This is a genomic window from Fodinisporobacter ferrooxydans, from assembly GCF_022818495.1.
GTDB lineage: Bacteria > Bacillota > Bacilli > Tumebacillales > MYW30-H2 > Fodinisporobacter > Fodinisporobacter ferrooxydans.
Genome location: NZ_CP089291.1, coordinates 4,227,157 through 4,253,661, shown reverse-complemented (window position 1 = coordinate 4,253,661; position 26,505 = coordinate 4,227,157). Strand labels below are relative to the sequence as shown.

The window sequence follows — 26,505 nt, the reverse complement described above, 5'->3', positions numbered from 1 at the left end:
CGGAATGTCACGTGTGGCTGCACCGTGGAGTGAAAGGAGTTGACTGAATCATGTTTGTTCCATATGTAATCGAACAGACGAATCGCGGCGAAAGGGCGTACGATATTTATTCCCGATTATTGAAAGACCGAATTATTCTGCTTGGCACCGAGATTGACGATGATGTAGCGAATGCGGTTGTCGCACAATTGTTATTCTTGGCTGCGGAAGACCCGGAAAAGGATATCAGCTTGTATATCAATAGTCCTGGTGGTTCGGTTACCGCTGGCATGGCAATTTATGATACAATGCAATTTATAAAGCCTGCTGTTTCTACAATATGTGTCGGTCTTGCAGCCAGTATGGGCTCCTTTCTTTTGATGGCTGGCGAGCAAGGTAAGCGTTACGCATTGCCGAATAGTGAAATCATGATTCATCAACCACTTGGCGGTATTAGCGGGCAAGCGGCAGATATTAAAATTCACGCAGAATGGATTATCAAAACTCGCGAAAAATTAAACCGGATCTATGCAGAACGGACAGGGCAACCTCTCGAGCGCATTGCAAAAGATGTAGACCGTGACAATTGGATGACTGCCGAAGAAGCACGGGCGTATGGATTGATCGATCGGGTGATCGATAGAGTAGACGGAAAGTAAGGAGGGTGCCTGATGTTTAAATTTACAGATGATAAAGGCCAACTCAAATGCTCATTTTGCGGCAAGACACAGGATCAAGTACGTAAATTGGTGGCAGGGCCTGGCGTATATATTTGTGATGAGTGTATCGAACTCTGCAATGAAATCGTGGAAGAAGAGTTGGGTGAAGAAGAAGAATTTGAATTAAAAGATATTCCGAAGCCTACGGAAATCCGCTCCATTCTCGATCAATACGTGATTGGACAGGATACGGCCAAAAAGTCTTTGGCAGTTGCCGTGTACAACCATTATAAACGGATCAATGGCAACCAAAAGACGGAAGATGTAGAATTGTCCAAAAGCAATATTTTGTTGATTGGTCCAACGGGAAGCGGCAAGACACTATTGGCGCAAACACTTGCCAGAATTTTGAATGTGCCTTTTGCAATTGCCGATGCGACTTCATTGACGGAAGCAGGTTATGTCGGTGAAGACGTGGAAAATATTTTGTTGAAGTTGATCCAGGCAGCCGATTACGATGTGGAAAAGGCGGAAAAGGGCATTATCTATATCGATGAAATCGATAAAATCGCCCGCAAATCGGAAAATCCGTCGATTACCCGCGATGTATCAGGCGAAGGCGTCCAGCAGGCATTGTTGAAGATTCTTGAAGGCACTGTTGCAAGTGTTCCTCCGCAAGGCGGACGGAAACACCCGCACCAGGAGTTTATACAAATTGATACGACGAATATTCTGTTCATTTGCGGCGGTGCGTTTGACGGCATCGATATGATTATCAAGCGCCGGCTGGGCAAAAAAGTGATTGGTTTCGGTACGGATGCAGAAGCGCAAAAAGACTTGAAACCAAGTGAACTGCTTACAAAAGTCCTGCCGGAAGATCTCCTGAAATATGGATTAATTCCTGAATTCATCGGTCGTTTGCCAGTTGTGACGACATTGGAAGCGTTGGACGAAATTGCGTTGAAGCGGATTTTACAAGAGCCGAAGAACGCACTTGTCAAACAATATCAAAAGCTTTTGGAAATGGACGATGTAACATTGGAATTTACCGATGATGCGCTGACAGAGATCGCCAAAGAAGCGATCAAGCGCAATACGGGCGCTCGCGGTCTGCGTGCCATTATTGAAGGCATCATGCTGGATGTCATGTATGAACTGCCATCTCGTGAGGATGTTCAAAAATGTGTGATCACGAGAGAGACAGTAGTCAGCAAAGAAGCGCCTGTTCTGTGGACAGCGGACGGCCGGAAAAAGAAAAAAGAAGAAACTGCATAATACTCGTTCACATCCTATCGATGGCGGGTTCGCACCTACATTCATCCAGAGAATGAATGTAGGTGTTTTATTTTATGTACAGTCGGACATACTAAAGACAGTGAATGCATAGGTGAGGAGGGTGCCGTGATGAGTTTAGGAGCAATAGTAAACTTGATTCAGGTATTCTTCGCTGTCGTGATCGGGCTGTATTTTTGGAATCTTTTAAAATCACAACAGAACAATCGCTCAGCGGTAGAACGGGAATCGAAAAAAGAGTTGGATAAATTACGAAAATTACGTACCATTTCGTTGACAGAACCGTTAGCGGAGAAAACACGTCCGGCAACATTTGAGGAAATTGTCGGTCAAACAGACGGACTGAAAGCGTTGCGTGCGGCCTTGTGCGGTTCCAACCCCCAGCACGTAATCGTATATGGACCGCCGGGGGTCGGCAAGACAGCTGTTGCACGTCTTGTTTTGGAGGAAGCAAAGAAAAATCCTGCTTCCCCTTTTCGCAGCGATGCGAAATTTCATGAAATCGATGCAACTACGGCGCGTTTTGATGAACGCGGAATCGCAGATCCTCTGATCGGAAGTGTGCATGATCCGATTTATCAAGGTGCCGGCGCCATGGGAGTGGCTGGCATACCACAGCCAAAACCGGGTGCTGTAACAAAGGCGCATGGCGGAATCCTGTTTATCGACGAGATTGGCGAATTGCATCCGATACAGATGAATAAACTTTTGAAAGTTTTGGAAGACCGGAGAGTCTTTCTCGATAGCGCCTATTACAATTCGGAAGACAATGCGATACCAACACATATTCACGATATTTTCCAAAACGGTTTGCCGGCAGATTTTCGACTGGTTGGTGCAACAACCCGGACACCGGAGGAGATCCCGCCGGCGATTCGTTCCCGTTGCGTAGAAATTTTTTTCCGGCCACTGACGATGGCTGAAATCGGAACGATTGTACGCAATGCCGCAAGCAAAATACATATGCCGATTACTGAGGATGCTGTTAACGTTGTGCAACGATATGCCACCAACGGACGGGAAGCGGTCAATACGGTGCAAATTGCAGCAGGCGTAGTCTTATCAGAAAACCGCTCGGAAATAACAGCCGGCGATATGGAATGGGTGGTTCACAATAGCCAGATTTCTCCTCGGCCGGAGAAAAAAGTTCCCGACTATCCGCAAGTGGGTGTCGTCAATGGATTGGCAGTTTCCGGTCCGAATGTTGGCATGTTGCTGGAAGTGGAAGTGACGGCGACGCAAGCGGCCAAACTCGGTGAAGGAAAAATCAGCATCACAGGCGTTGTGGAGGAGGAACAGCTCGGTGGCGGGCAACGAACGATGCGGCGGAAAAGCATGGCGAAAAACAGCATTGAAAATGTGTTGACTGTATTGAATCGAACGGCAGACATCAATCCAAGAGATTTTGATTTGCATGTCAATTTTCCGGGCGGCATACCAGTCGACGGCCCATCTGCCGGAATTACCATGGCGACTGCAATTTATTCCGCAATCCGGAACATCCCCGTCGATAATCGGGTTGCGATGACTGGGGAGATAAGTATCCGTGGTTTTGTAAGACCGATCGGCGGTGTCATCGCCAAAATTGAAGCGGCTCGATTGGCAGGAGCGACTCGCGTGATTATTCCCAGAGAAAATTGGCAGGCGATGTTTGCATCCATCAAGGATATTCAAATTATCCCGGTTGATCATATCGATGAAGTCATTTCCCAAGTATTTGTATATGAGGAACAACAGGAAGTAAGTACAGGATTATTGCCGACGGCGGAACGATTGACCGCATCACCTGTGATGAACGTCAAGCCGTTGTAAAAGGGAAAAATGAACGGTTTTGCGAGAACGCCTGTCATACTTTATCGCGGGCACCTGTGAAGGTGCCTTTCCTTTTGTACGTAAACCATGGATTCCAGAATGGAATCTTTCGCATATGATTAGACAAATCAAAGAAATATTTAGTACAATAAAGTTCATATTCGTATGGAAAAGGTTTGGTTATTTGTTTGATTTCGTTTTTCTTGGGGGTGGATCTATGACTGATACAAATCATGACGAACTCAGACGCACTTTGCCGCTCTTGCCTTTACGTGGGCTTTTGGTCTATCCGTCAATGGTCTTGCATTTGGATGTTGGCCGGGAAAAATCGGTCAAAGCGTTGGAACGCGCAATGGTAGATGAAGGAATGATTCTGTTATCTTCACAAATTGAAACAAATATAGATGAGCCAGGTACGGATGATATTTATCCAATCGGCACGATTGCAAAAATCAAGCAAATGCTGAAGCTGCCCAATGGAACAATACGGGTGCTTGTCGAGGGACTGCAACGGGCAAAGATCGTTCATTTTTTAGAAACAGCAGAATGTTATATCGTGGAAACAGACTTGTTGCAGGAAACAAACGTCCAGGATCCGGAAGTAGAAGCGTTGATGCGGACGGTTTTGCAACAGTTTGAGCAATATATCAAGCTGTCCAAAAAGATTACGCAAGAAATACTGGCATCCGTACAGGATTTGGAAGATCCGGGAAGGCTTGCGGATGCGATCGCTTCCCATTTATCATTAAAAATCAAAGATAAACAGGCGATTCTGGAGTCATCGGATATTAAAAAACGTTTGCAAATATTGCTGAAGTTTTTATCTGACGAACGCGAGATTTTGGAATTGGAACGTAAAATCAGTCAGCGTGTTCGCAAACAGATGGAAAAAACACAGAAAGAATATTACTTGCGGGAGCAGCTCAAAGCGATTCAAAAAGAGTTGGGTGATAAAGAAGGAAGGGCCGGCGAAGTCGAGGAATTGAGAACAAAGCTGGAACAAATGAATATGCCGGATGAAGTCAAACAAAAAGTTGCAAAAGAAATCGACCGGCTTGAAAAAATGCCGGCGACTTCTGCAGAAGGATCGGTGATCCGGACATATATCGATTGGCTGCTCGGATTGCCATGGGAGAAAGAAGATTCCATCGGGATCGACCTGGAACGTACCCAATTGATTTTGGATGAAGAACATTACGGGTTGGAAAAAGTAAAAGAACGGATCGTAGAGTATTTGGCGGTGCAAAAATTGGTCAATCAGCTGCGCGGACCGATTCTCTGTCTTGCCGGTCCTCCAGGCGTTGGGAAAACATCCTTGGGCAAATCCATCGCCAAATCCCTAAATCGCAAATTTGTCCGGATCTCTCTTGGCGGCGTTCGCGATGAGGCGGAGATTCGCGGACATCGGCGCACATATGTAGGAGCGCTGCCGGGGCGTATCATCCATGCGATGAAAACCGCCGGTGTGACAAATCCGGTCATTTTGTTGGATGAAATCGACAAGATGAGCCAGGATTTCCGCGGGGATCCGGCTTCTGCATTGTTGGAAGTATTGGATCCGGAACAAAACCATACGTTTAGCGATCATTACATTGAAGTCCCGTATGATTTGTCAAACGTCATGTTCATAACGACTGCCAATGTGGTTCAATATATACCCCGCCCGCTTTTGGACCGGATGGAATTGATCACAATCCCTGGATACACGGAGTTGGAGAAACAAAAAATCATCACCCGCCACTTGCTGCCCAAACAATTGGAAGCACATGGACTCGGGAAGGATAAGTTGACGGTCTCGGATGAAGCGATACTGCGGATGATTCGGGAATACACCCGCGAGGCCGGTGTGCGCAACCTGGAGCGGCAAGTGGCGACTGTATGCCGGAAAGCGGCAAAAATGATCGTGACAGGTGAAAAGAAAAAAGTAGCGGTCAACGCTAAAAATCTTGATGGGTTTCTCGGCCCTGCCCGCTTTCACTACGGCATGATCGAGCAAGAAGACCAGATTGGAATTGTTACCGGGCTGGCATGGACAGAAGTGGGCGGAGACACGCTGCAAGTGGAAGTGACTGTGACTGCGGGGAAAGGCAAACTGATTTTAACAGGTAAGCTTGGCGATGTCATGAAGGAATCTGCACAGGCAGCACTCAGTTATATCCGTTCCCGGGCGCATGAGTTAGGGATTAAACCGGATTTTACGGAAACGAAAGATATCCATATTCATTTTCCGGAAGGAGCCATTCCCAAGGACGGCCCGTCTGCGGGCATCACGATGGCGACAGCGTTGGCTTCTGCCTTATCCAGCCGGCCTGTACATCGGGATGTTGCCATGACAGGAGAAATTACGCTGCGTGGCCGGGTACTTGCCATTGGCGGCTTAAAGGAAAAATGTCTGGGTGCCCATCGCGCAGGTGTGAAAAAAATCATCATACCGAAAGAAAACGAGAAGGACTTGCCGGAAATCCCGGATTCCGTACGGCGGGCGCTGACTTTCGTACCGGTGGAACATATGGATCAAGTGTTGGAAGAAGCGTTGGTACCGGCAGATTCCTCTCTTTCTTTGGTACCGCCGGAAGAAGCAGACCACCATATCCAACATCCGACGCATCTGAATTGACAAATAGGTATTTTGTCAACTATTTTATCAACATAACTGAGATTGATTTTTCAACGACAGCTACGGGATTTGGGCTTCTCTGTCAAAAATTTTTGATGGAGAAGCTTTAAATCCCTGCATCTGTTTGAACAAACAGACGGTTGTTGCGCGGTTCTTCGTACCAGAATGAAATTATGAAAAGTGTGGAATTTACAATGATCATTAAATCGGTTGAATTTATCATAAGTGCGGTCAAGCCCGAGCAGTATCCAGATGTATCCATGCCGGAAATTGCGCTGGTTGGCCGCTCCAATGTCGGGAAATCCTCTTTGATCAATAAAATGTTAAATCGTCGCAATGTCGCCCGTGTCTCCAGCAAGCCGGGAAAAACGCAAACGATCAACTTTTTCCTTATCAATCAGCAATTCCATCTGGTGGATTTGCCCGGATACGGATATGCAAAAGTATCCAAATCGCAAAAAGAGCAATGGGGAAAAATGATTGAGCGCTATTTGAGCAAACGGGGACCGCTGCGCGCGGTGATTCAATTGGTCGATATCCGTCATGCTCCTTCCAAAGAGGATGTGCAGATGTACCAGTGGCTTTCCCATTTTCATGTGCCGACAGCTGTCATTGCCACAAAAGCGGACAAGATCTCGAAGGGACAATGGCAAAAGCACGTGAAAATCATCAAACAAACTTTGGGAATGGAAAAACATGCACAAGTGCAAGTGTTTTCTTCCGAAACAGGCGTTGGTAAAGATGAGGCATGGCAGATGTTTGAACAATTTCTGTTTGGTGCAGGGACAGTTGCAGACGTAGACGCACATGCTTCAGCGGTGGAGACGATAGAGGGATAAAACGGCAAATAGCGGCAAAATCGGTGAATAATGTAGGGAAACATGTACAATGACAGCCCGCGACTCATTACGTTTCTGAGTCTGCGGGTTGTTTTTGCAGCCAAATCGTGTATCCTTCCGATACGAACATGCCGAACAAAATGAACAGACAGCCGCTGAGCGTCTTCCAGGTAAATTGTTCATGAATCCAAATCCAGGAAGTCAAAGCTGCGAACACCGGTTCACAGGTGAATATCAAGGCCGTGTGGGAAGTTGTCGTGTATTGCTGAAAATACGTCTGGGCAAAAAACGCAAAAGCGGTAGCAAAAACGGCACAGATGACAAACGCAACCCAGACTTCTGTCTGGAATAGTACGGTAGGCCGCAGTGTATTGCGCCATGGTTCAAATGCGGCGGCAGCGATTCCGCTCAGAACAGCGACTGTCAGGATTTGCAGAATCGCCAAATTCATGGAGTTTCCCGTACCGGCATATTTTCCGGTCAGTGTAATTTGCATGGCAAATGCGATTGCACAGAAAAATACCAATACGTCCCCGATATTCATGGAGAAATCCGAGTGAAAACTTAGCATTCCCAATCCGATTGTGGCAAGGATGATCCCGGTCACCATGTAGCGATGAATCGGCTGCCGTAAAATCCAAAACGACAATATCGGCACCAAAACCACTGACAAGCCAGTGATAAATCCGGCTTTGGCCGGAGTTGTATAAAGCAATCCAAATGTTTGAAACGCATAACCTGCAAACAGCCAAATGCCGAGCATGATCCCGCTGCCGATTGTTTTGCGGTCGAAAGTGGATGGTTTGCCCCGGTTCATGGCTATTTGGATGATCCACAACAAGAGGCCTGCCATGAAAAAACGGATGGCCAGAAACGTGAATACGGGAACTTTATGTATGGCATCTTGCACCAATACAAAGGTTGCTCCCCAAAAAAGCGTGACAAGCAGCAACATGCTGTCGGCAAATATGCCGGAGTACCGCCACTTCATTCTATCAATCCCTCCCATGCATCTTATTTTCTTCGGGAGACGAAAGAGAGTCAAGAATTTTATTGATAATGTTTGCAATATTTATTCTTTGTACAAAATAATTTCAAAATATAGTCTTTTTGTATTATGTGATGAATTTGACAGCCATGCTATAATAGCGGTGTTATAGTTTTGGACGAATATTATTATTTAATTGAGTTAGGAGCTGAATGCCAGATGCATATCATGGTCATCGGCCTGAATTATCGTACAGCGCCTGTAGAATTGCGGGAAAAATTCAGTCTGTCAGAAACAGCACAGCGAGAAGCTTTGACATATTTGCATGGGACTCGTTCGATTTTGGAAAGTGTCATCGTCTCCACCTGCAATCGGACGGAGATTTACGCATTGGTAACATCATTGCATGCAGGAACGGAATTTTTCCAATGGTTCCTCGCACGGCTTGCGGGTGTGGATCGTGATTCCTTCACATCCCATTCCTATATATATACGGGTTCGGATGCCGTTCGCCATCTGTTTCGCGTCAGTGCCGGTCTTGATTCGATGGTTTTGGGGGAAACCCAGATACTCGGACAGGTTCGCAACAGCTATCAGCTGGCGCATGAACTTGGCTGTATTGGATCGATTTTTCATACACTGTTTCGCAAGGCTGTCGAAGTCGGCAAACGCGCACATACAGAGACGCAGATCGGCCAAAACGCCGTATCGGTCAGCTATGCTGCCGTCGAGTTGGCGAAGAAGATTTTTTCTGAATTGAGCGGCAAAACGATGTTGATTATCGGAGCGGGCAAAATGAGTGAATTGACGGCCAAACATTTAAATGCGAACGGAGCAACGAAAGTTCTTGTCGCCAATCGTACGTATGAGCGGGCGCAAGAGCTGGCCGACCGCTTTTTTGGCCAAGCTCTCGATTTGGGCCGTTTGGATATGGCGTTGCAAGAAGCGGATATCGTCATCAGTTCCACCGGCTCGCAAGGGTATGTCGTCGAACGGGGGCAAGTGTCTGCCATTATGAAAAAACGCCGGAACCGCCCGCTGTTTTTTATCGATATTGCCGTTCCGCGGGATCTGGATCCGGACTTGAACAAATTGGACAATGTCTATCTCTATGATATTGACGATTTGGAACATGTGATCGCGGCAAATCTTGAGGAGCGGGCAAGGGAAGCGGAGAAAATCGGCGTGATCATTGCAGAGGAACTGGTCGCTTTCCGGCAGTGGATGAATGAGCAGGAAGTGATTCCTTTGATTACTGCCATGCGCGGCAAGGGCATCGCCATTCAGGAGTCGGTTATGGATAGTTTGTTGAACAAATTGCCCGGTTTATCGGAGCGGGAGCAGAAAATCTTGCAAAAGCACACGATGAGCATTGTCAACCAATTGTTGCGGGATCCGATCGTACAGTTGAAACAAATGGCGACAGAAGCGGATGCGGCAAAGAATATGGATATGGCGTGCCGTCTGTTCGGGATTCAGCCGGATGGGGAAACCGCCAAAGCGTCGGAATCGGATGAACGGGCAGCGGCACAAACACAGGAAAAACTGCAATCGGCTAAAGATCGTTCGTCGTTCGAATTGGGGCGACTGTCATCTTTGTTCGGGGAAGCTTGCCCGGTGACGACGTTATCGCCGTAGGACGGAGGGAATAGAAGTGATCGATAGTCTTCGTCTTTATGATTGGATTACGTTTTTTTATGCAGTCAGTGTATTTTTGTACTTTATTGATTTCATACAGCCAAGCCGGCGGGCAAATCGGTATGCGTTTTGGACACTTGCTGTCGTTTGGGGACTGCAAACCATATTTTTTATTGAACGGATGCGGGCACTGAATTATGTGCCCGTCTTTACTACGTTTGAGGCGACGATTTTTTTTGCCTGGCTGCTCAATACATTTGCGTTGATTATCAACTATCTGTACAAAATGGAATTGTTCACGTTTCTTGTGAATATTATCGGGTTTGCATTTGTGGCATTCGACATCTTTGCACGCAAAGGCGCGACACAGCTTTCCGCGCCGATGCAAGGCGACTTGCTGGTGATCCATGTAAGTATGGCATTGATCAGTTATGCCGCATTTTCTTTGGCCTGCATCGTTTCGATTATGTATTTATTCCAGCACTATATGTTAAAGTTAAAGAAATGGACGCCTTTTTTCCGGCGCCTCCCTGCGCTGGAGCGGTTGGACAACTTGTCTTTTCAAATGGTGAAGCTGGGGTTTCCCACCTTATTGATCGCCATGATTTTGGGTGCTATCTGGTATCGGGTGGTCTTCGGACATTTTCTTTGGCTGGATGCAAAGCCTCTTGTTTCCTTGCTTTTGTTAATCGTATATGGGGTGTACTTGTATCTGCGGGTCGTTTTGGGCTGGGCCGGACGCAGGCTCGCTTGGTTAAACGTGTTGGGCTTTTGTATCGTCATTGTCAATTACGTATTGGTCGGGAAATTCATGTCGAATTTTCATAAATGGGGTTAATGCAGGATGCGAATGGGGTTACGTGCATGTATGGGGTATTTTTAAACGTATCTGGAGTACGATGCATGATTGTCGGCGGCGGACGTGTAGCGGAACGCAAAGCGTCCGCATTACTTGTTTCAGGGGCGAATCTTACCATTATCAGCCCTGTGCTCTCGAAGTCGCTGGAAGCTTGGAAAGCGGAAGGAAAATTCCATCATATCAATCGTCCCTATCAAAGGGGCGATGTCGCGTCTTACAGTCTTGTGTTTGCAGCAACGGATGACTTGGCAGTGAATACATCCGTTTATGAAGATTGCCATGCTCGCGGCATCTGGGTGAATGTTGCAGATCAGCCGGATTTGTGTTCGTTTTATGTGCCTGCAACGATTTGCCGCGGCGACCTGACACTGGCAATCTCGACAAATGGAGCCAATCCGTCGTTGGCCAAAGCGATTCGTTTATCTCTGGAAGAGGCGTTTGGCGAGGAGTTTGCGCTGTTTTTGACCATGATGCGGCAAGTGCGGAACGAAATAAAAAACAAGATTGCCGATCCGGACGAGCGTACAGAATTTTATCGAAATTTGCTACAATCGGATATATTGAAAGATTTGGCACATCAGGATCTGTCGTTTGCCTGGCAGACGTTTGCAACGAAGATAAAGGAGTGGGAAGCACATGAACGCACTGCGTGTCGGAACTCGTCAAAGCCAGTTGGCATTGACACAGACCAACTGGGTTTGTCAACAGATCCAACACATACACAATGACGTTACCATTGAGACTGTCAAAATCGTCACAAAAGGCGACCGGATTCTCGATGTGGCATTATCCAAAGTTGGCGGCAAAGGTTTGTTTATCAAAGAGATCGAACAGGCATTGCTGGATGGTACGGTAGACTTTGCCGTTCACAGCATGAAAGATATGCCTGCGGAAATGCCGGAAGGTCTGATGATTGGAGCGGTTCCGGTCCGTGAAGACGTGCGCGATGTAGTGATTGCGAAAGACGGGTGCAAGTTTCAGGATCTTCCGTTCGGTGCGGTTGTCGGAACAAGCAGTCTGCGCAGAAGCATTCAATTGAAGGCTGCCCGTCCGGATCTGAGAATTGTGCCTTTGCGCGGCAATATCGATACTCGTCTGCGCAAGCTGCGGGATGGGCAGGAAGGATTGGATGCCATCGTTCTGGCGGCGGCGGGGCTCGAACGAATGGGCTGGGCGGAACAAATTACAGAGCGGATTCCTGTCGATCTGTGTATCCCGGCTGCCGGACAAGGGGCATTGGCGATTCAATGCCGCAGTGATGACAGGGCGACGAGAGAGATTCTCTTGGCGTTAAACGATGCGCCTACAGAAAAAGCGGTACAGGCAGAACGGACATTTTTGGGCCGGCTAAACGGCGGCTGCCAAATCCCGATTGGCGCACATGCCAGCTTTGTGCCGGGGGAAGACGGACTGTTGGAAATGATTGCGATCGTCGGTGATACAACGGGTGCGCGAATTTTGCGTGCAAAGGCGACGGGAACCGACCCGGTGCAATTGGGGCACACGGTTGCGGATCAGTTGTTTGCACAAGGTGCCAAGGAGATTTTGGCATCTGTACGAGAGGAGTTGAATCGTTCTTGAATCGAATCGGAAAGGTATATTTGGTTGGTGCCGGACCAGGAGATCCGAATCTCATTACGGTCAAAGGGAAACAATGTATCGAACGGGCTGATGTAATTTTATACGATCGATTGGTCAGTCCGAGTTTGCTCAATCGGATTCCTGCCGGCGTCGAGAAAGTATTTGTGGGAAAATTGCCGGATCGTCATGTTCGTCCGCAAGAAGAGATCAACCAATTATTGGTGGATTATGCGTTGCAGGGAAAAATCGTCACACGTCTGAAAGGCGGCGACCCTTTTGTCTTTGGCAGAGGCGGAGAAGAAGCGGAAATGCTGGCGCGGCATGGCGTTCCCTTTGAAATCGTGCCGGGCATTACGTCGGCGATTGCCGTCCCGGCATACGCCGGCATCCCGGTCACACATCGCGATTATACAACATCGTTTACAGTCGTCACCGGACATGAACATCCCGATAAAGAACATTCGGGTATCCAATGGCAGCAGATTGCCGAGTCGGATAACACGGCCATTTTTTTGATGGGTGTAGGGCAGATCCGCCATATTACCGAGCAATTGCTTCATTTCGGACGCAGCGAGCAGACGCCGGTAGCGCTCATACGGTGGGGTACACGGGTAGAGCAGCGCACATTGACAGGTACATTGGGCATGATTGCGGATATGGTGGAACAGCAGCGCTTTAAAGGGCCTGCCATCATTGTCATCGGCGATGTGGTGCGTTTGCGGGAACAGCTTGCATGGTTTGAAAAAAAACCTTTGTTTGGCAAACGGATGGTTGTCACTCGTGCCCGCCAACAGGCAAGCCAACTGTCCGCATGGATTGAAGACATGGGCGGAGAGGCGTATGAATGCCCGGTGATTGCCATTTGTCCGCCGGCAGATGAAAAGCCCATGCGGGAAGCATTGCAAAACATCCGTACGTTTCAGTGGGTCGTGTTTACCAGTGCAAATGGTGTCGACAGCTTTTTTTCCATGATGCGCCGACAACAGGTCGATGTCCGTTCGTTAGCTGCGGTCAAAATTGCCGCCATCGGTGAGAAAACAGCCGAAGCGCTGCAGCAAAGAGGGATCGTGCCGGAGCTTGTACCGCAAGAATACGTGGCGGAAGCATTGGCGGATGCGTTGTTGAAAGTTGTACAGCCAACGGATCGCATTCTTTTGCCGCGAGCGGATCTGGCAAGGAAGACGCTGCCGACTCTGCTTCGACAGCATGGCTGTGAAGTGGTGGAAGTGGATGCGTATTCGACAAAAAAGGTTACAGATGGGATGGAAGAACTGCTTGAGCTGCTGCAAACAGGTGCTGTGCATCTGATCACATTTACAAGCTCCTCGACCGTTCGCAATTTTGTCATCGGTTTGCAGGAAACCCTCCAAAATACAGTGCGAGATGAACAATGCCATGGGGAGCTCCCGGAATTTTCAACCGAGGATGCTGCAGCGAAACGCGTGCAAGAATTGCTTGCACATGTGAAAATTGCCTGCATTGGGCCCATCACAGCGGATACGGCAAGATCTATGGGGCTGTCTGTGCAAATTCAGGCAGAAACGTATACAATTGAAGGATTAACGGAAGCGATTTTACATAATGAAGGAAGTAAGGGCGTGTAAGCGCAGCTGATCCGAACCTCCGGCAGGTTCAAGTTTCACTTTAACTTTCGAATAGAGGTGTGTTCCAATGTCAAATTCATTCGATCGTCATCGCCGCTTGCGCAAAACGGCTGCGATTCGCGATATGATCCGTGAAACCCATTTGCGTGTGGAAGATCTGATGTATCCTTTGTATGTGCAGCATGGTCAAAATGTGCGGGAAGAGATTCGTTCCATGCCTGGCGTTTATCACTTGTCGATTGACGAATATCGGCGGGAAATCCAGGAAATCAGTGAGCTGGGGATTCGATCCATCATTTTATTTGGGATTCCGGCACACAAAGATGATCAGAGCAGTGAAGCATATGCGGAAGCAGGGATCGTGCAGCAAGCGGTTCGCGCGGCGCGGGAAGAAAATCCGGATTTGGTGATCGCAACAGACGTTTGCTTGTGCCAGTACAACCCGGCCGGACACTGCGGGATTGTTCATGATGGCATCATCGAGAACGATTCCAGCCTTGAATTGATTGCCAAGACCGCACTGTCCCATGCGCAAGCGGGTGCGGATATCGTCGCACCCTCCGATATGATGGACGGACGAATTGCAAAAATTCGTGAGACTCTTGACGCCAAAGGATATCAGGATACGATTCTTTTGTCGTATGCTGTAAAATACGCTTCTGCATTTTATGGACCTTTCCGGGAAGCCGCCCATTCGGCGCCTGCTTTTGGCGATCGGAAAACATATCAAATGGATCCCGCCAATTATCGTGAAGCTCTGCGGGAAGCGGCTTCCGATCTGGCGGAAGGCGCTGATATGTTGATGGTCAAACCGGCGATGGCATACCTGGATGTAGTGCGTACACTGCGGGATCGGTATGATGTGCCCATTGCCGCATACAACGTCAGCGGGGAATATGCGATGATCAAAGCGGCGGCAGAGCGCGGCTGGATCGATGAACAGGCGATTGTGACAGAGACGCTCACTGGTATCAAGCGAGCGGGCGCAGACATTATTTTAACATATTCCGCCAAAGATGTTGCCAACTGGATGAAACAAGGAAAGTTCTAGAACGTTCGAATAAGGAGTGTGCACCGTGTATCCAAAGTCAGAACAGGCATTTGCAGAAGCCAGACAATTTATCCCAGGCGGCGTTAACAGTCCGGTTCGCGCGTTCCGTGCAGTCGGCGGCAATCCACTGTTTATCGAAAAAGCAGCAGGCAGCCGCTTATATGACGTGGATGGGAATTCCTATATAGACTATGTGCTTTCCTGGGGACCGATGATCCTCGGGCATGCAGATCCGGAAGTGATCGGGCAAGTCAAGGCATATGCGGAGCGGGGCACGAGTTTTGGCGCTCCGACAACGCTGGAGACGGAGATGGCAAAAAAAGTTTGTGAGCTGGTGCCGTCTGTCGAATCGGTGCGCATGGTGAACTCCGGTACAGAAGCGACGATGAGTGCGCTGCGATTGGCTCGCGGCTATACGAAACGCGCCAAAATCGTGAAATTTGAAGGCTGCTACCATGGCCATGCAGACAGTTTTTTGATCAAAGCGGGTTCTGGTGTCGCTACGTTCGGACTTCCGGATAGTCCGGGCGTGCCGGAGAGTGTGGCGACAAATACCATTACTGTACCATACAATGACATCGAGAGTTTGCAGTTGGTTTTTTCCCAATTCGGTGAAGAAATTGCCGCTGTGATCATCGAGCCGGTCGCCGGCAACATGGGCTGTGTACTGCCGAAGCCGGGATATCTGCAGGCGGTTCGGGAGATCACCAAACAATTTGGCGCTCTCTTGATTTTTGACGAAGTGATGACTGGCTTTCGTGTGGCATTGGGCGGTGCACAGGAGAAGTTTGGCATCGACCCGGATCTTACGACACTTGGAAAAGTGATTGGCGGCGGCATGCCGGTTGGCGCATACGGCGGTAAAAGGGAAATACTAGAAATGATTGCTCCAACAGGGCCTGTATACCAGGCAGGTACATTGTCCGGCAATCCGTTGGCGATGATTGCCGGATATACCACCCTTTGCCGTTTGGAGCAAGCCGGTACATATGAACGCCTGGAACAGATGGGAAAATTGCTGACAGACGGCTTCCGGGAAATTGGCGAAGAACGGGGGATTCCCATTTTTACGCATTCGATTGGCGGCATGTTTGGCGTGTTTTTTACCGAAGAATCGGTCACAGATTATACAAGTGCAAAGACTTGTGATTTTGATTTGTATGCGAAATATTTTCACGGCATGTTGGAAACAGGCGTGTATTTTGCTCCCTCCCAGTTGGAAGCCGGTTTCTTGTCATTGGCTCATTCCGATGCGGATATTCATATGACATTAGAAGCGGCGCGGACTGTGTTGAAACGGGTGTAATTGGCATAGATCCAAGACAATGCCGCATAGAATAAATAAAATGCGGCAAGGAACCCTGTTGATTTTGAGGTGTGTGATCATTCGGTCACGCACCTTTTGTCATATTCGGACGGATTTGGACATATGGATGGTATGGGCGTAGTACATGTGCGTGAGGAGGGATTGGCAGTGAGCGAAACAGATCGCAATGCAGCGGTCCGGATTCATATTGACCAACAAGTGTTTATCGATGCAATTGCCGGCGCAGAAGAAATTGAAGACGCTACTGTGGTTACGGAAGTGGTTGGATTTGATCGATCCAATGAATATTACGTGCTGGATGGTGCGTTGGTATTTACCGGTTACGTCCGACAAATGGATGAGGAGGATCGGGAAATTACGGCAGAAGATTTGATGGGAGACATTGCTTCCGCAGTTGCGGAAGATGATGTAACAGTCCAGCAGATTCATTGCCGGATGCCGTTTACATTAGAAGTCCCGGTAGCTGCCCAAAGAACCGAGTATATTAACGTAACAGCAAGGGTCGGTACATGGAACTTGCATGTGCTTGGTCCCAAATGGGTGCATGTCCGTGCAGAATTGATCGTCAATGGATTGACTGGGGCAGAGGGTTACCGGTTTCGCTGCGGTACACAGGAAGAAGGATTTGCAAATGTGGAGCAAGGAGCTTTGGAGCAACCGCCATCCGTTCCTTATCTATCGCCATATGCCACACCTTCCCAACCGCTGACTTGGGATCGTCCGTGGTCGCAATCGGCGTACCGAAATGATGCAGGTTCATCGACGATCGGAATTCCCCCCTCAGGTTTTACCGGAATTCCTTCAGGTTCCATAAGTGCTTTTGCAAATTCGGGAACCCCCCACGAGGAGTATCAGCCTGCTGCACAATCTGGTGTCGAAGCATTCCGGTATGCGGAAGATGTCCGAAGTCACTCGTTGCCATCCGATGCGTCGTCGTCAAAGTTGCAAATGCAAGCAGCGAACGATTCTGCCGTTGCCGACAGCCGTTCGGAACAGACACGAGCAGAACAGATACAACCGATAGAACAGATACAGGCAGAACAAGTGCAGGCACAAGTAGAACAGATACATGCAACAGAAGCACAAGAGTTGGAATATGCGAGAGGAGTCGAAAGCCAAACCGAGCGCCGGGAAGAATCCTTCATGCAAGCGTTGGAAACTGCAGCGAAAACGCAAGAACTGCAAACAGAGGCACAAGCGGAATCTGCAACAGTTTTCGAAATCGGGCATGTCCATGCCTCTGCAAGTGCAAGTGCAAGTGCGGCTGCACAGACGTATCATTTCGAAGAACTGGCGGAGTCAAGTACGGTTCAAAAAGATCCGCAGTTCCAACTGAAGATTCAATCAAAGAAAGAAAAAGAATCTTCTACATTTGATGCGATGTCAAAGCTGATGGATGCCGCTAAGCCTGCAAGCCAATCCATCTTTCGAGAAAGCAATTCGGAATCGAGACCGGGTGTCGCAGTTCCGGTTACTTCAGGAGTCGTGGAAACACCTGTCGTTGAGGAAGTATCTGTCATACCTGTTGTTGAACAAGTAGCGGCTGTATCGACTCCGGTTGCGCCGACCGTGTTGCAGCAATCTGTGAACTTGCAGGAGACGGAAGCTGTTGAACAAGCGGAATCGAAAACCGTTGTCGATTTAAGCGTTGCCGAACTGCCGCAAGCGTCTATTACAATCGCTGAAGATAAAAAATACCGCCCCGAGGAAGACCGCGTCTACTTATGGACGGAAATGTATCCGTACCTGGAAGAGACATTCCAGACGATGAAGTTCCGCATTGTTCAAGAAACCGATACGATCGACCGAATTGCGGAAAATTATCGTGTCCTTCCATCGGAAGTCATGCGAGTCAACCAGTTGACAACGGAACAAATCGATATCGGGCAACTTCTTTATATTCCGGAACGCAAACGCTAAGCACAGTCCCTTTGCTGTACTTTCCGCCGGTTTTGGAAAGGAGGGGTACAACATGCAGGCAGAAATCGATCAGTGGCCCAAAACTATTTTCCCTCAATATGGCATCCGGGTACTCGATCTCGTACCGGACGAAATACGGGCTGACAGATGGTATGCAGATACGGACAAAGGGAAAAAAATACTGGATGCGTACGAGGATGTGCAAATGCTTTGGCAGGATTTTGACGTTGCCGAATATTTGGCGCGTCACGGATACAGACGGATTCCCCGGATGATTCGAACGTTATACGGGGATCCATATGTTCACGTACATGACAAATGGTTCGTTTTGACCGATTGGATTGATGGCCGCAAGCTGCGGTTTTCGCCGGAAGATGTACTGCCGGCGATCCGCAATCTGGCGGCGGTACATCAGGCGTTGCGCGGCTTTGAATACTTTGAATACATGGAGGATGGGCTTTCCAAACCGCAGCTGCAATGGGCGGAAATTATGCGGGCATCCATATCGGATATGGAATCTGCCTTGCTAGAATGGAAAAAAATAGCACAAAAAGATTTGATACAAACACGCTTCCTGGAGCAATCGGAACTTTTGCAAAACCAAATTCGGCATGTGTCCAGCGCATTTGGCAGCGAGAACATGACAATCGATCCATTGGATCGCTGTGTTGGCGGAGCGCCCTTTGACCAACAATGGATGAGTCCAAGTGGAAAAGTATATTTTCGGCAAGTGCCAAAGCCGATCGAAGATACGCCTGTATTTGATTTGGCAAGGTGCTGTTTGTATGCAGTCGAGCAAGGTCACTCCGATGCGATTGCTGATTTGATACAGGAATACGAGAAAATTCGTGAACTATCAGAAATGGAATTGCGGCAAATCGCCACATACGCCTCCTTTCCACATGGGCTTTGGAAATTGTTTTATCTATATCGGCGCAGACGGGCAAGCATGGAACAGCTTCATGGTTTGTTTCGTCAGACATTGGATCAATACCGACAGCGGGACCAACAGTTTGCGCCGTACCGAAATCGCCTCCTGCAAGAAAGATAGGAATCGGAAAGGAGGGAACACATGACATCGAAATCCAGATGGGAGACAGAAGATTGGGCGGATATTGTGATCGCGTACGGTGCAGATCCGGATGTGATCAGCGAGTATGATTTTTCACCGCTTCGTGTAAAAATGGTGCGCAATGTGTTGCGGTTGCGCGGCGCAAATGGAGACCGAATGTTTAAGAAAGTGGCGTATTCCGATACGCGTCTGGCGTTTGTTCATGGTGTGGTGGAGCATGTGTATCACAATGGATATCCATATGTGCCGCGATTTATCCGGAACAAGTTTGGCGATGCCTATGTGTTGGATCATTCCGGTCAGTATTATATGACCGATTGGCTTCCCGGACGTGAATTGGAACTTCGCAAACCGCAGCAATTGGAACAGATGGCCGAGAATCTGGCCCGGTTTCATAAAGCGGCTGCAGGCTATCAGTCCAGTGAACCGCTGTTTGAAAGCAAGGATGATGTCAGTTCCCAATGGCGCAGGTATCTGGCCAAACTACAATCCTATCGGCAAGCAATCTTGCAAAAGCACACGCCGGATGAGTTTGACCGATTGTTTTTGGAAAACTGGGATTATATAACGGAAATGATTGAAGACGCATTATTTCAACTACACCATAGTCCATACCCGGAATTGATCGCAAATGCTCGTGCGGCGCAACAGATTTGTCATGGAAGCATCAGCAGACAGAATATATTGGCAGATGACGAACGGATGTATTTCGTCGATTTTGATCATTGCCATTATGGTCCGGTTATTCAGGATTTGGCAGCTCTGTTGCACCGTTATATGCCCAGATGCGAATGGGATGAAGATGTGGTGCTGGGAATTGTGGATCGTTATAAAGAAGTGAGGAAATTATCCAACGAAGAGCTGCAAGTATTAAATGTGTATTTGCAATTCCCTGTCCGTCCTGTTCAAGTGATTGAGTGGTATTATGAGAAACTGAAAAATTGGGATCTGGACACCTATGTGGATGAACTCCTGAAATCTCTCGACCGGGATGAAGATCGGGATGATTTTGTCGATGTAATGGCCGAATATTATGGCATTGAATTATATGACGGGGTATCGCTGCAGTCCGCAAACCCTGCTGTGCCTGCCGACGGAATCGCCAATCAGGAACCGCTGTTTACGACGGCAGCAGGTTTAGCGGCACAAAGCCTGGAAACGGATAGGGCGATAGAAAAACATGCCCATGCTGAGGTGCCAATTTCCTGGTCGGCAGAATCCTCCTCTGTCATCTTGGACAATGAGGAAGATCAAAGGGAGATGAATCGCCCGCTATTTCAATCTGCGCAAGAAAAAGTCCGATCCAAGCGGAAACATCGAATGGTCCGCGAAAAAAGCCCGCACGCAAAAGGAAAGCACAGCCGGGCAAAAGAACAAAGTACAGCCGAGCATTCATTCGGGAAAGAAAAAAAACAAGGCATTTGGGTGGATACGCAACATATCAGGCGCCCTGTGCAGTCGCATGACGACATTTCCGAGGATTGAAGATCGCATATCAAACAGGCGGACGGCCGACAAACATCGTGAAAAAAACGACAAATAAGAGCAATAAGATGATCAAGTCAAGGGCACTTGGATAAAAGATCGCCCGGATGAATAACAGAAAAATGGCAATGAACAATAAAATTTTAACAACACGAATCAGAGCATAAATGATTTGATTCACGAGAATCCCCTCCTTTGATTGAGAGTCACGTTGCTCCGTACTGATTTTTTATACATTGTATGAAAGGATGGGCGGTGACGTGAATCTGGAATTTGTATTTTGCAGTCTGCCTCAGGATACTCCTGAGGTTTTTATATTCTATAAGATCCGTTACCACACTTTCGATTTCTACAACTTCTGTTTGACAACACATTACGTATTCGTTCCTTCCTATTCATAATTCCGCTTGTGATTGAAGGGAACAGCTTGTATTATTATCATTGTGATGGTTTGCGAACGTTATGTGGCGGCACAGCCAGGCGTTGTTTAGCGTTCGACATCAAGATGCGACATACTGTGAGGGGGATGTGAGTGACTACAGAAAATCCGGCCAAACCGCCGATTCCATGGAAAGGAATTGTAAGCACAGGCGGCTTTTTGGGATTGATTGGACTTATTGTCATTTTTTTTAAACCGGGATATATACAAATCGTATCTTCGCTGGCAATGATGTTTTCCTTGTATTACATACAGCCGAAAATCAAGGAACACCGATATTTGGCGGGATTTCTTTCTTCAACGATTGCAGGAGTGATACCGTGGCTTGGGATCTTGCTTTTCCATCCTTCCGAATTGGTGTATGACCATACGGTGCCCGTCTGGCAAGAAGCACTTCGGACATTTGCCGGGACGTTTCTGCCGATGTGGGCCATGGTGAGCATTCTCTTGTCTTGGGTAAATAAATGGGTCACAGGGAAAGCGGAGCAGCGCCGGGAAAAAATGCTGGCAGAACGCAAAACACAAAAAAGCGACGCGCCAAAAAAAACGGGCGGGTATTACAGGCGGAAGAAAAAGAAGAAAAAGAAAAAATAGCAAGAAAAGGTTTGACATGCCTTGTTTTTGGAATATACTATATGCAATAAGTTGTCAAAGAGGCGCGTGCATGGCCTACTGACTCCGAATTTGTATCGTTAATCTCATGTACTGAAAACACGAGGAAGGGAAAGAGTATTCATAGATCTCCGGCAGAGAAAGATTCCCTTGGGCTGAAAGGAATCTTCGGAATGAACTGTGAAGAAAGTCATCCCTGAGTGGCATCTCTGAAGCATATATCCGGATGATGATGAAATCGGCTCGTTCGCTGGTTTGTGGTCGTATCGTCTGCATGGATGGGATCGTTGAGTAGGAGATGACGGCGGACAGTCGTTATTGCGATGAGTGATTTGGCATATGGGCTAAGACTGGCCGATGTGCAAATAAATAAGGTGGTACCACGGAAGCAGACTCTTTCGTCCTTGATATGGCGAAGGAGTTTTTTTGTTGGTGAAATCATTTGGCAATGCATGTGTTCCATACAAGAAAGGGGATTGCAAGGAAAAATGTCTGCGAAAGAATGGAAAGCGCAAGAGCAAGAAAAGGAGTCGACCGAACAGCAGGTGAACGCACAAGAAATGTCGACGGTGTATGATCCGAAGCTGGTCGAGCAGCGGTTGTATCAGTTTTGGCTGGATCAGGGATGTTTTACAGCAGGGAAAGAACCGGAAAAACAGCCATATGCCATTGTGATACCGCCCCCGAATGTTACGGGTCAGCTGCATATCGGGCACGCGTTAAACTTTACACTGCAGGATATTTTGATTCGCTGGAAACGGCTGTCTGGCTTTGACGCACTGTGGCTGCCGGGAACCGACCATGCAGGGATTGCCACACAGACCCGCGTGGAAGCCATTTTGCAAAAAGAAGAAGGCGTATCTCGCCATGACCTGGGCCGTGAGAAGTTTATCGAGCGGGTTTGGGACTGGAAGCATAAATACGGCAACATCATTACAAATCAAATGAAAAATATGGGCTGCAGCGTGGATTGGTCGAGAGAGCGATTTACGATGGATGAAGGACTATGCGCCGCCGTCCGGGAAGTCTTCGTGCGGTTGTATGAAAAAGGGCTCATCTATCGAGGAAATCGGATTATTAACTGGTGTACCCGTTGTCAGACCGCATTGTCCGATATTGAAGTGGAACATGAGGAAAAACAGGGAGCTCTCTATCATCTCCGGTATCCGCTCGTCGATGGCAGCGGCCATCTGATCGTTGCCACGACCCGTCCGGAGACGATGCTCGGAGATGTAGCAGTGGCGGTTCATCCGGACGATGCACGCTACCGGCATTTGCTCGGCAAACGGCTGCGGTTGCCGCTTGCAGGCCGGGAGATTCCGATTATCGCCGACGAGTATGTAGAGATGGATTTTGGCACGGGCTGTGTCAAAATGACGCCCGCACATGATCCCAATGATTTTGAAGTCGGTCAGCGGCATGATTTGGAGAATATCAACATATTGAATCAAGATGGCACATTAAACGAATTGGCAGGCAAGTATGCGGGCATGGATCGTTTTGCAGCGCGCAAACAAGTGGTTGCGGATCTGGAAGCGCAAGGCTTTGTGGAAAAAATTGAAGAACATACACATGCCGTCGGCCATTGCACACGCTGCTCCACGATTGTGGAACCATACTTGTCCGATCAATGGTTTGTAAAAATGGAGCCGCTGGCAAAACCGGCCATCCGCGTTGTGGAAGAAGGGCAGGTTCAGTTTATCCCGGAACGGTTCGCCAAAATCTATATGCACTGGATGGAAAACGTCCGTGACTGGTGCATCTCGCGGCAGTTGTGGTGGGGACACCGGATTCCGGCATGGTATTGCGAAGATTGCGGCGGTACGACAGTTGTGCGGAAAGATCCGGATACCTGTTCCCATTGCGGCAGCAGCCGCATTCATCAAGAAGAGGATGTTTTGGATACGTGGTTCTCATCTGCTTTGTGGCCGTTTTCAACAATGGGCTGGCCAAACGAGACGAATGACCTGAAACGATACTTCCCGACGAATGTGCTTGTCACCGGTTTTGACATTATTTATTTTTGGGTCGCCCGCATGATCTTTTCTGCCTTGGAGTTCACAGATGAAGCACCGTTTCATGATGTTGTCATACATGGGTTGGTGCGGGACGCACAAGGCCGCAAGATGTCGAAAAGCCTCGGCAACGGGATCGATCCTCTCGAAGTGATCGAACAATACGGTGCGGATGCGCTGCGGTTCATGCTGGCATCCGGCACAACATTAGGGAATGATTTGCGTTTCCACTTTGAGAGGGTCGAAAACGCCCGCAACTTTGCGAATAAAATATGGAACGCTTCCCGCTATGTCCTGATGAACATATCCGAATTGTCCGCCGCAGATATCGAGCTTGGCGACTTGAGTCAGTACGGAACGGCAGACCGGTGGATTTTGCATCGTTTGAATGAGACGGCAAAAGATATGCAAACATGTCTTTCCCGTTATGATTTCGGGGAAGCGACGCGGATCATTTATGAATTCATCTGGAATGAATTCTGCGACTGGTACATCGAGTTGTCAAAATTGTATTTATACGGACAGGATGAAGGGAAGAAACGCCAATCCAAAATTGTGCTCGTATATGTGCTGGACCGCGCGCTGCGTTTGCTGCACCCGTTTATGCCGTTTATTACGGAAGAAATCTGGCAACACTTGCCTCATACAGGCACAAGCATCTCGTTGGCAGAATGGCCGGTAGATCAGGAGCGCTTTGTCGATGCGTCGGCAGTGTCCGACATGGAGCTGTTGATGGAACTGATTCGCAGTGTCCGCAATGTGCGCGCAGAAATGAACGTTCCGCCAAGCAAACCGGTCACGCTTCTGATCAAGCCAACATCGGAAGAGTATGAGCAGAAGCTTGTGCGTGGGACCGATTACATTACGCGCTTTTGCAATCCGGACACATTGGAGATCGACCGCGGCCTGTCTGTACCGGAAAAAACAGTAACAGCCGTGTTGACAGGTGCGGAAGTGTATCTGCCGCTGGCCGGATTGATCGACCTGGACGCGGAGATCGCGCGCTTGGAAAAAGAGGTCAAAACGTTAAATGAAGAAGTGGATCGTTTGGATAAAAAATTGTCGAACACAGGCTTTGCGGCAAAAGCGCCTGCACATGTAGTGGAAGCGGAAAAAAACAAGCGGGACGATTATGCGGACAAACGCCAGAAAGTTTTGCAGCGAATCGCCGAATTAAAAGCTTAAACGCACAGACGGGTGAAGACAGAATAGGATGGTAAGGAATGGAATCAAATTTTGATGTCTTTCGCTGGATTGCTTCCTTTCCCCGCTTTGGCAGCGCCCCGCCTCTTGATGTCGTGCGGCAAGCGGCAGAAGAGCGCGCCGATCCGGAAGAACGGTTGAAAGAGGACGTGTTTCGCAAATTCGGCATGCGCCCAGGATTGGAACGGATGCAGGAAATGCTGCGCCAGTTGGGCAATCCGGAGCGGTCGCTGCGATTTGTGCATATTGCCGGGACGAATGGGAAAGGATCGACAGCCGCGTTTTTGGCTGGTATGTTTGAACGGGCAGGATTGCAAACGGGCTTGTATACGTCTCCGTATTTAACTGAATTTCATGATCGCATGGGCATCAACGGAACATCTGTGACAACGGATCAACTGACTGCCTACGCCTTTCGGTTAAAGCCCGTTGTCGAACAGATGCAAGCAGGAATTTGGGGGCTGCCAACCGAATTTGAAATCGTTACAGTGTTGGCCATTTTATATTTTCAGGATCAAAGGGCCGATGTAGTCATTTGGGAAACCGGACTGGGCGGTCGTCTCGATGCGACAAATGTGGTTCAACCGATTGTCACGATTATCACGAATATCGGATTGGAACATACGGAAATACTGGGAAGTACAGAGGAATTGATCGCCAAGGAAAAAGCAGGTATAGTTAAACCACAGATTCCCCTGTTTACGGCTGCAGTGGGCAAAGGGCGGGATGTCATCGTACAGATCGCCAAGGAACGCCATGCGCCTGTTTATGAATACGCCAAAGATTTTGCAATCGTCCGGGAATGGGCAGACGAACTCGGTCAGCGCGGGTATTTTCATACGTATACGAAACGCGGTTTGCTGGATGTGTACGGGATTTCACTGCAGATGCACGGATGGCATCAGACGGTGAATGCCAGCCTTGCCATTGCTGCATATCAATGGTGTATACGGAATGTGTTTACATCCGAAAGCATGTTGCATGCCAAGTCTGAACATCTGGGGGGTCATTGGCAAAAGTTTGTCAGGAACACCGTACGAGTAGGTGTGCGTATGATGAAATGGGCGGGGCGCTTTGAAGTGATTCAAAGGCATCCTCTCTGGATTTTGGATGGCGCCCACAACCCTCACGGTGCACAGGCACTCGGTCGCACATTGGGCGAATGGCAAAAGCGCAACAACCGGCGCATCCTGCTGATCGCAGGTGTTCTAAAAGATAAAGATGCAACGGCAATTCTTGCGCCTGTATTGCCGCTGGTTCATGCATGTATTGCGACACAGCCGGACACGCCGCGGGCGTTGTCTGCGGCACGATTGGCAGAGTCGATGGAAGGGATTTGGAAAGGGCCGATTGGCATCAGCCTTTCGGTGGATACGGCACTTGAGCAGGCAAAGGATTGGATACAAAGACAGGCAGATAGATCATCGGAAGAAATCATGGTGCTTTGCATGGGTTCTTTGTATACTATTGCAGAAGCGCGGAAGCATATTGTGAATTTTTTTCAACATTAAG

The 26,505-nt window shown here is 48.4% G+C and carries 20 protein-coding genes and 1 other annotated feature; of the genes, 18 read left to right on the top strand and 2 right to left on the bottom strand.

Going from position 1 to position 26,505, the window contains the following annotated elements:
* Nucleotides 1-50: 50 nt before the first annotated feature.
* The 5 genes from clpP to yihA all read left to right on the top strand — a co-directional run bounded on the left by clpP (nt 51) and on the right by yihA (nt 7,199).
* Nucleotides 51-638 carry an ATP-dependent Clp endopeptidase proteolytic subunit ClpP gene (gene clpP / locus LSG31_RS20470; RefSeq protein ID WP_347436884.1) on the top strand — a complete coding sequence of 196 codons (588 nt, stop codon included), beginning with the start codon at nt 51-53 and terminating at the stop codon, nt 636-638.
* 12 nt (nt 639-650) lie between these two features.
* Complete coding sequence (gene clpX / locus LSG31_RS20465) at nt 651-1,913, top strand: ATP-dependent protease ATP-binding subunit ClpX (protein ID WP_347436883.1); 1,263 nt, start codon at nt 651-653, stop codon at nt 1,911-1,913.
* Nucleotides 1,914-2,042: 129 nt separating this feature from the next.
* Nucleotides 2,043-3,743: an ATP-dependent protease LonB gene (gene lonB, locus LSG31_RS20460; RefSeq protein WP_347436882.1), complete on the top strand. Its 1,701-nt coding sequence runs from the start codon at nt 2,043-2,045 to the stop codon at nt 3,741-3,743.
* 217 nt (nt 3,744-3,960) lie between these two features.
* Complete coding sequence (gene lon, locus LSG31_RS20455; RefSeq protein ID WP_347436881.1) at nt 3,961-6,360, top strand: endopeptidase La; 2,400 nt, start codon at nt 3,961-3,963, stop codon at nt 6,358-6,360.
* A 194-nt stretch (nt 6,361-6,554) separates the two neighbouring features.
* Entirely contained in the window at nt 6,555-7,199 is a 645-nt protein-coding gene (gene yihA, locus LSG31_RS20450; protein ID WP_347436880.1) for a ribosome biogenesis GTP-binding protein YihA/YsxC, read from the top strand.
* Nucleotides 7,200-7,266: 67 nt separating this feature from the next.
* Here yihA and LSG31_RS20445 read toward each other — a convergent pair whose 3' ends face one another.
* The gene (locus LSG31_RS20445; protein ID WP_347436879.1) at nt 7,267-8,190 is read right to left on the bottom strand and encodes a DMT family transporter; all 924 of its coding nucleotides are present in this window, start codon (nt 8,188-8,190) and stop codon (nt 7,267-7,269) included.
* A 216-nt stretch (nt 8,191-8,406) separates the two neighbouring features.
* On the opposite strand from LSG31_RS20445, the gene hemA reads away from it, so the two are divergent.
* The 10 genes from hemA to LSG31_RS20395 all read left to right on the top strand — a co-directional run bounded on the left by hemA (nt 8,407) and on the right by LSG31_RS20395 (nt 20,724).
* Nucleotides 8,407-9,825 carry a glutamyl-tRNA reductase gene (hemA, locus tag LSG31_RS20440; protein ID WP_347436878.1) on the top strand — a complete coding sequence of 473 codons (1,419 nt, stop codon included), beginning with the start codon at nt 8,407-8,409 and terminating at the stop codon, nt 9,823-9,825.
* A 16-nt stretch (nt 9,826-9,841) separates the two neighbouring features.
* A complete protein-coding gene (locus tag LSG31_RS20435; RefSeq protein WP_347436877.1) occupies nt 9,842-10,663 on the top strand; it encodes a cytochrome C assembly family protein in 822 nt (273 codons plus the stop codon).
* Nucleotides 10,664-10,689: 26 nt separating this feature from the next.
* Nucleotides 10,690-11,412, top strand: a complete 723-nt coding sequence (locus LSG31_RS20430) for a precorrin-2 dehydrogenase/sirohydrochlorin ferrochelatase family protein (protein WP_347436876.1) — start codon at nt 10,690-10,692, stop codon at nt 11,410-11,412.
* Nucleotides 11,321-12,265 carry a hydroxymethylbilane synthase gene (gene hemC, locus LSG31_RS20425; protein ID WP_347436875.1) on the top strand — a complete coding sequence of 315 codons (945 nt, stop codon included), beginning with the start codon at nt 11,321-11,323 and terminating at the stop codon, nt 12,263-12,265. Before LSG31_RS20430 ends, hemC begins: the two co-directional genes overlap by 92 nt.
* The gene (gene cobA, locus LSG31_RS20420) at nt 12,262-13,869 is read left to right on the top strand and encodes a uroporphyrinogen-III C-methyltransferase (protein WP_347436874.1); all 1,608 of its coding nucleotides are present in this window, start codon (nt 12,262-12,264) and stop codon (nt 13,867-13,869) included. The genes hemC and cobA overlap by 4 nt, the downstream gene beginning before the upstream one ends.
* 67 nt (nt 13,870-13,936) lie before the next feature.
* Nucleotides 13,937-14,920: a porphobilinogen synthase gene (gene hemB, locus LSG31_RS20415; RefSeq protein ID WP_347436873.1), complete on the top strand. Its 984-nt coding sequence runs from the start codon at nt 13,937-13,939 to the stop codon at nt 14,918-14,920.
* A gap of 25 nt (nt 14,921-14,945) precedes the next feature.
* Nucleotides 14,946-16,226, top strand: coding sequence for a glutamate-1-semialdehyde 2,1-aminomutase (gene hemL, locus LSG31_RS20410; protein ID WP_347436872.1), 1,281 nt, complete (start codon nt 14,946-14,948; stop codon nt 16,224-16,226).
* Nucleotides 16,227-16,394: 168 nt separating this feature from the next.
* Entirely contained in the window at nt 16,395-18,167 is a 1,773-nt protein-coding gene (locus LSG31_RS20405; protein ID WP_347436871.1) for a LysM peptidoglycan-binding domain-containing protein, read from the top strand.
* Between the two features lie 52 nt (nt 18,168-18,219).
* Nucleotides 18,220-19,218: a protein kinase family protein gene (locus LSG31_RS20400; protein WP_347436870.1), complete on the top strand. Its 999-nt coding sequence runs from the start codon at nt 18,220-18,222 to the stop codon at nt 19,216-19,218.
* A 21-nt stretch (nt 19,219-19,239) separates the two neighbouring features.
* Complete coding sequence (locus LSG31_RS20395) at nt 19,240-20,724, top strand: CotS family spore coat protein (RefSeq protein WP_347436869.1); 1,485 nt, start codon at nt 19,240-19,242, stop codon at nt 20,722-20,724.
* A gap of 10 nt (nt 20,725-20,734) precedes the next feature.
* Here the strand turns inward: LSG31_RS20395 and LSG31_RS20390 are convergent, their stop codons facing one another.
* On the bottom strand, nt 20,735-20,905 hold the full coding sequence (locus tag LSG31_RS20390; protein WP_347436868.1) for a hypothetical protein: 171 nt from the start codon (nt 20,903-20,905) through the stop codon (nt 20,735-20,737).
* 351 nt (nt 20,906-21,256) lie between these two features.
* Between LSG31_RS20390 and LSG31_RS20385 the strand changes: the two genes are divergently transcribed.
* From LSG31_RS20385 to LSG31_RS20375, 3 genes are all read left to right on the top strand, one after another.
* Nucleotides 21,257-21,757: a hypothetical protein gene (locus LSG31_RS20385; protein WP_347436867.1), complete on the top strand. Its 501-nt coding sequence runs from the start codon at nt 21,257-21,259 to the stop codon at nt 21,755-21,757.
* 113 nt (nt 21,758-21,870) lie between these two features.
* Nucleotides 21,871-22,184 (top strand) — a binding site (T-box leader).
* Between the two features lie 79 nt (nt 22,185-22,263).
* Nucleotides 22,264-24,975, top strand: a complete 2,712-nt coding sequence (locus LSG31_RS20380; RefSeq protein ID WP_430734217.1) for a valine--tRNA ligase — start codon at nt 22,264-22,266, stop codon at nt 24,973-24,975.
* A 38-nt stretch (nt 24,976-25,013) separates the two neighbouring features.
* Nucleotides 25,014-26,504: a bifunctional folylpolyglutamate synthase/dihydrofolate synthase gene (locus LSG31_RS20375; RefSeq protein WP_347436866.1), complete on the top strand. Its 1,491-nt coding sequence runs from the start codon at nt 25,014-25,016 to the stop codon at nt 26,502-26,504.
* Nucleotide 26,505: the final 1 nt, after the last annotated feature.

Coding starts and splice junctions, on each gene's coding strand:
- clpP (WP_347436884.1), top strand. CDS start 51: ATGTTTGTTCCATATGTAATCGAACAGACGAATCGCGGCGAAAGGGCG.
- clpX (WP_347436883.1), top strand. CDS start 651: ATGTTTAAATTTACAGATGATAAAGGCCAACTCAAATGCTCATTTTGC.
- lonB (WP_347436882.1), top strand. CDS start 2,043: ATGAGTTTAGGAGCAATAGTAAACTTGATTCAGGTATTCTTCGCTGTC.
- lon (WP_347436881.1), top strand. CDS start 3,961: ATGACTGATACAAATCATGACGAACTCAGACGCACTTTGCCGCTCTTG.
- yihA (WP_347436880.1), top strand. CDS start 6,555: ATGATCATTAAATCGGTTGAATTTATCATAAGTGCGGTCAAGCCCGAG.
- LSG31_RS20445 (WP_347436879.1), bottom strand. CDS start 8,190: ATGAAGTGGCGGTACTCCGGCATATTTGCCGACAGCATGTTGCTGCTT.
- hemA (WP_347436878.1), top strand. CDS start 8,407: ATGCATATCATGGTCATCGGCCTGAATTATCGTACAGCGCCTGTAGAA.
- LSG31_RS20430 (WP_347436876.1), top strand. CDS start 10,690: ATGTATGGGGTATTTTTAAACGTATCTGGAGTACGATGCATGATTGTC.
- hemC (WP_347436875.1), top strand. CDS start 11,321: ATGAACGCACTGCGTGTCGGAACTCGTCAAAGCCAGTTGGCATTGACA.
- hemB (WP_347436873.1), top strand. CDS start 13,937: ATGTCAAATTCATTCGATCGTCATCGCCGCTTGCGCAAAACGGCTGCG.
- LSG31_RS20400 (WP_347436870.1), top strand. CDS start 18,220: ATGCAGGCAGAAATCGATCAGTGGCCCAAAACTATTTTCCCTCAATAT.
- LSG31_RS20395 (WP_347436869.1), top strand. CDS start 19,240: ATGACATCGAAATCCAGATGGGAGACAGAAGATTGGGCGGATATTGTG.
- LSG31_RS20380 (WP_430734217.1), top strand. CDS start 22,264: ATGTCTGCGAAAGAATGGAAAGCGCAAGAGCAAGAAAAGGAGTCGACC.
- LSG31_RS20375 (WP_347436866.1), top strand. CDS start 25,014: ATGGAATCAAATTTTGATGTCTTTCGCTGGATTGCTTCCTTTCCCCGC.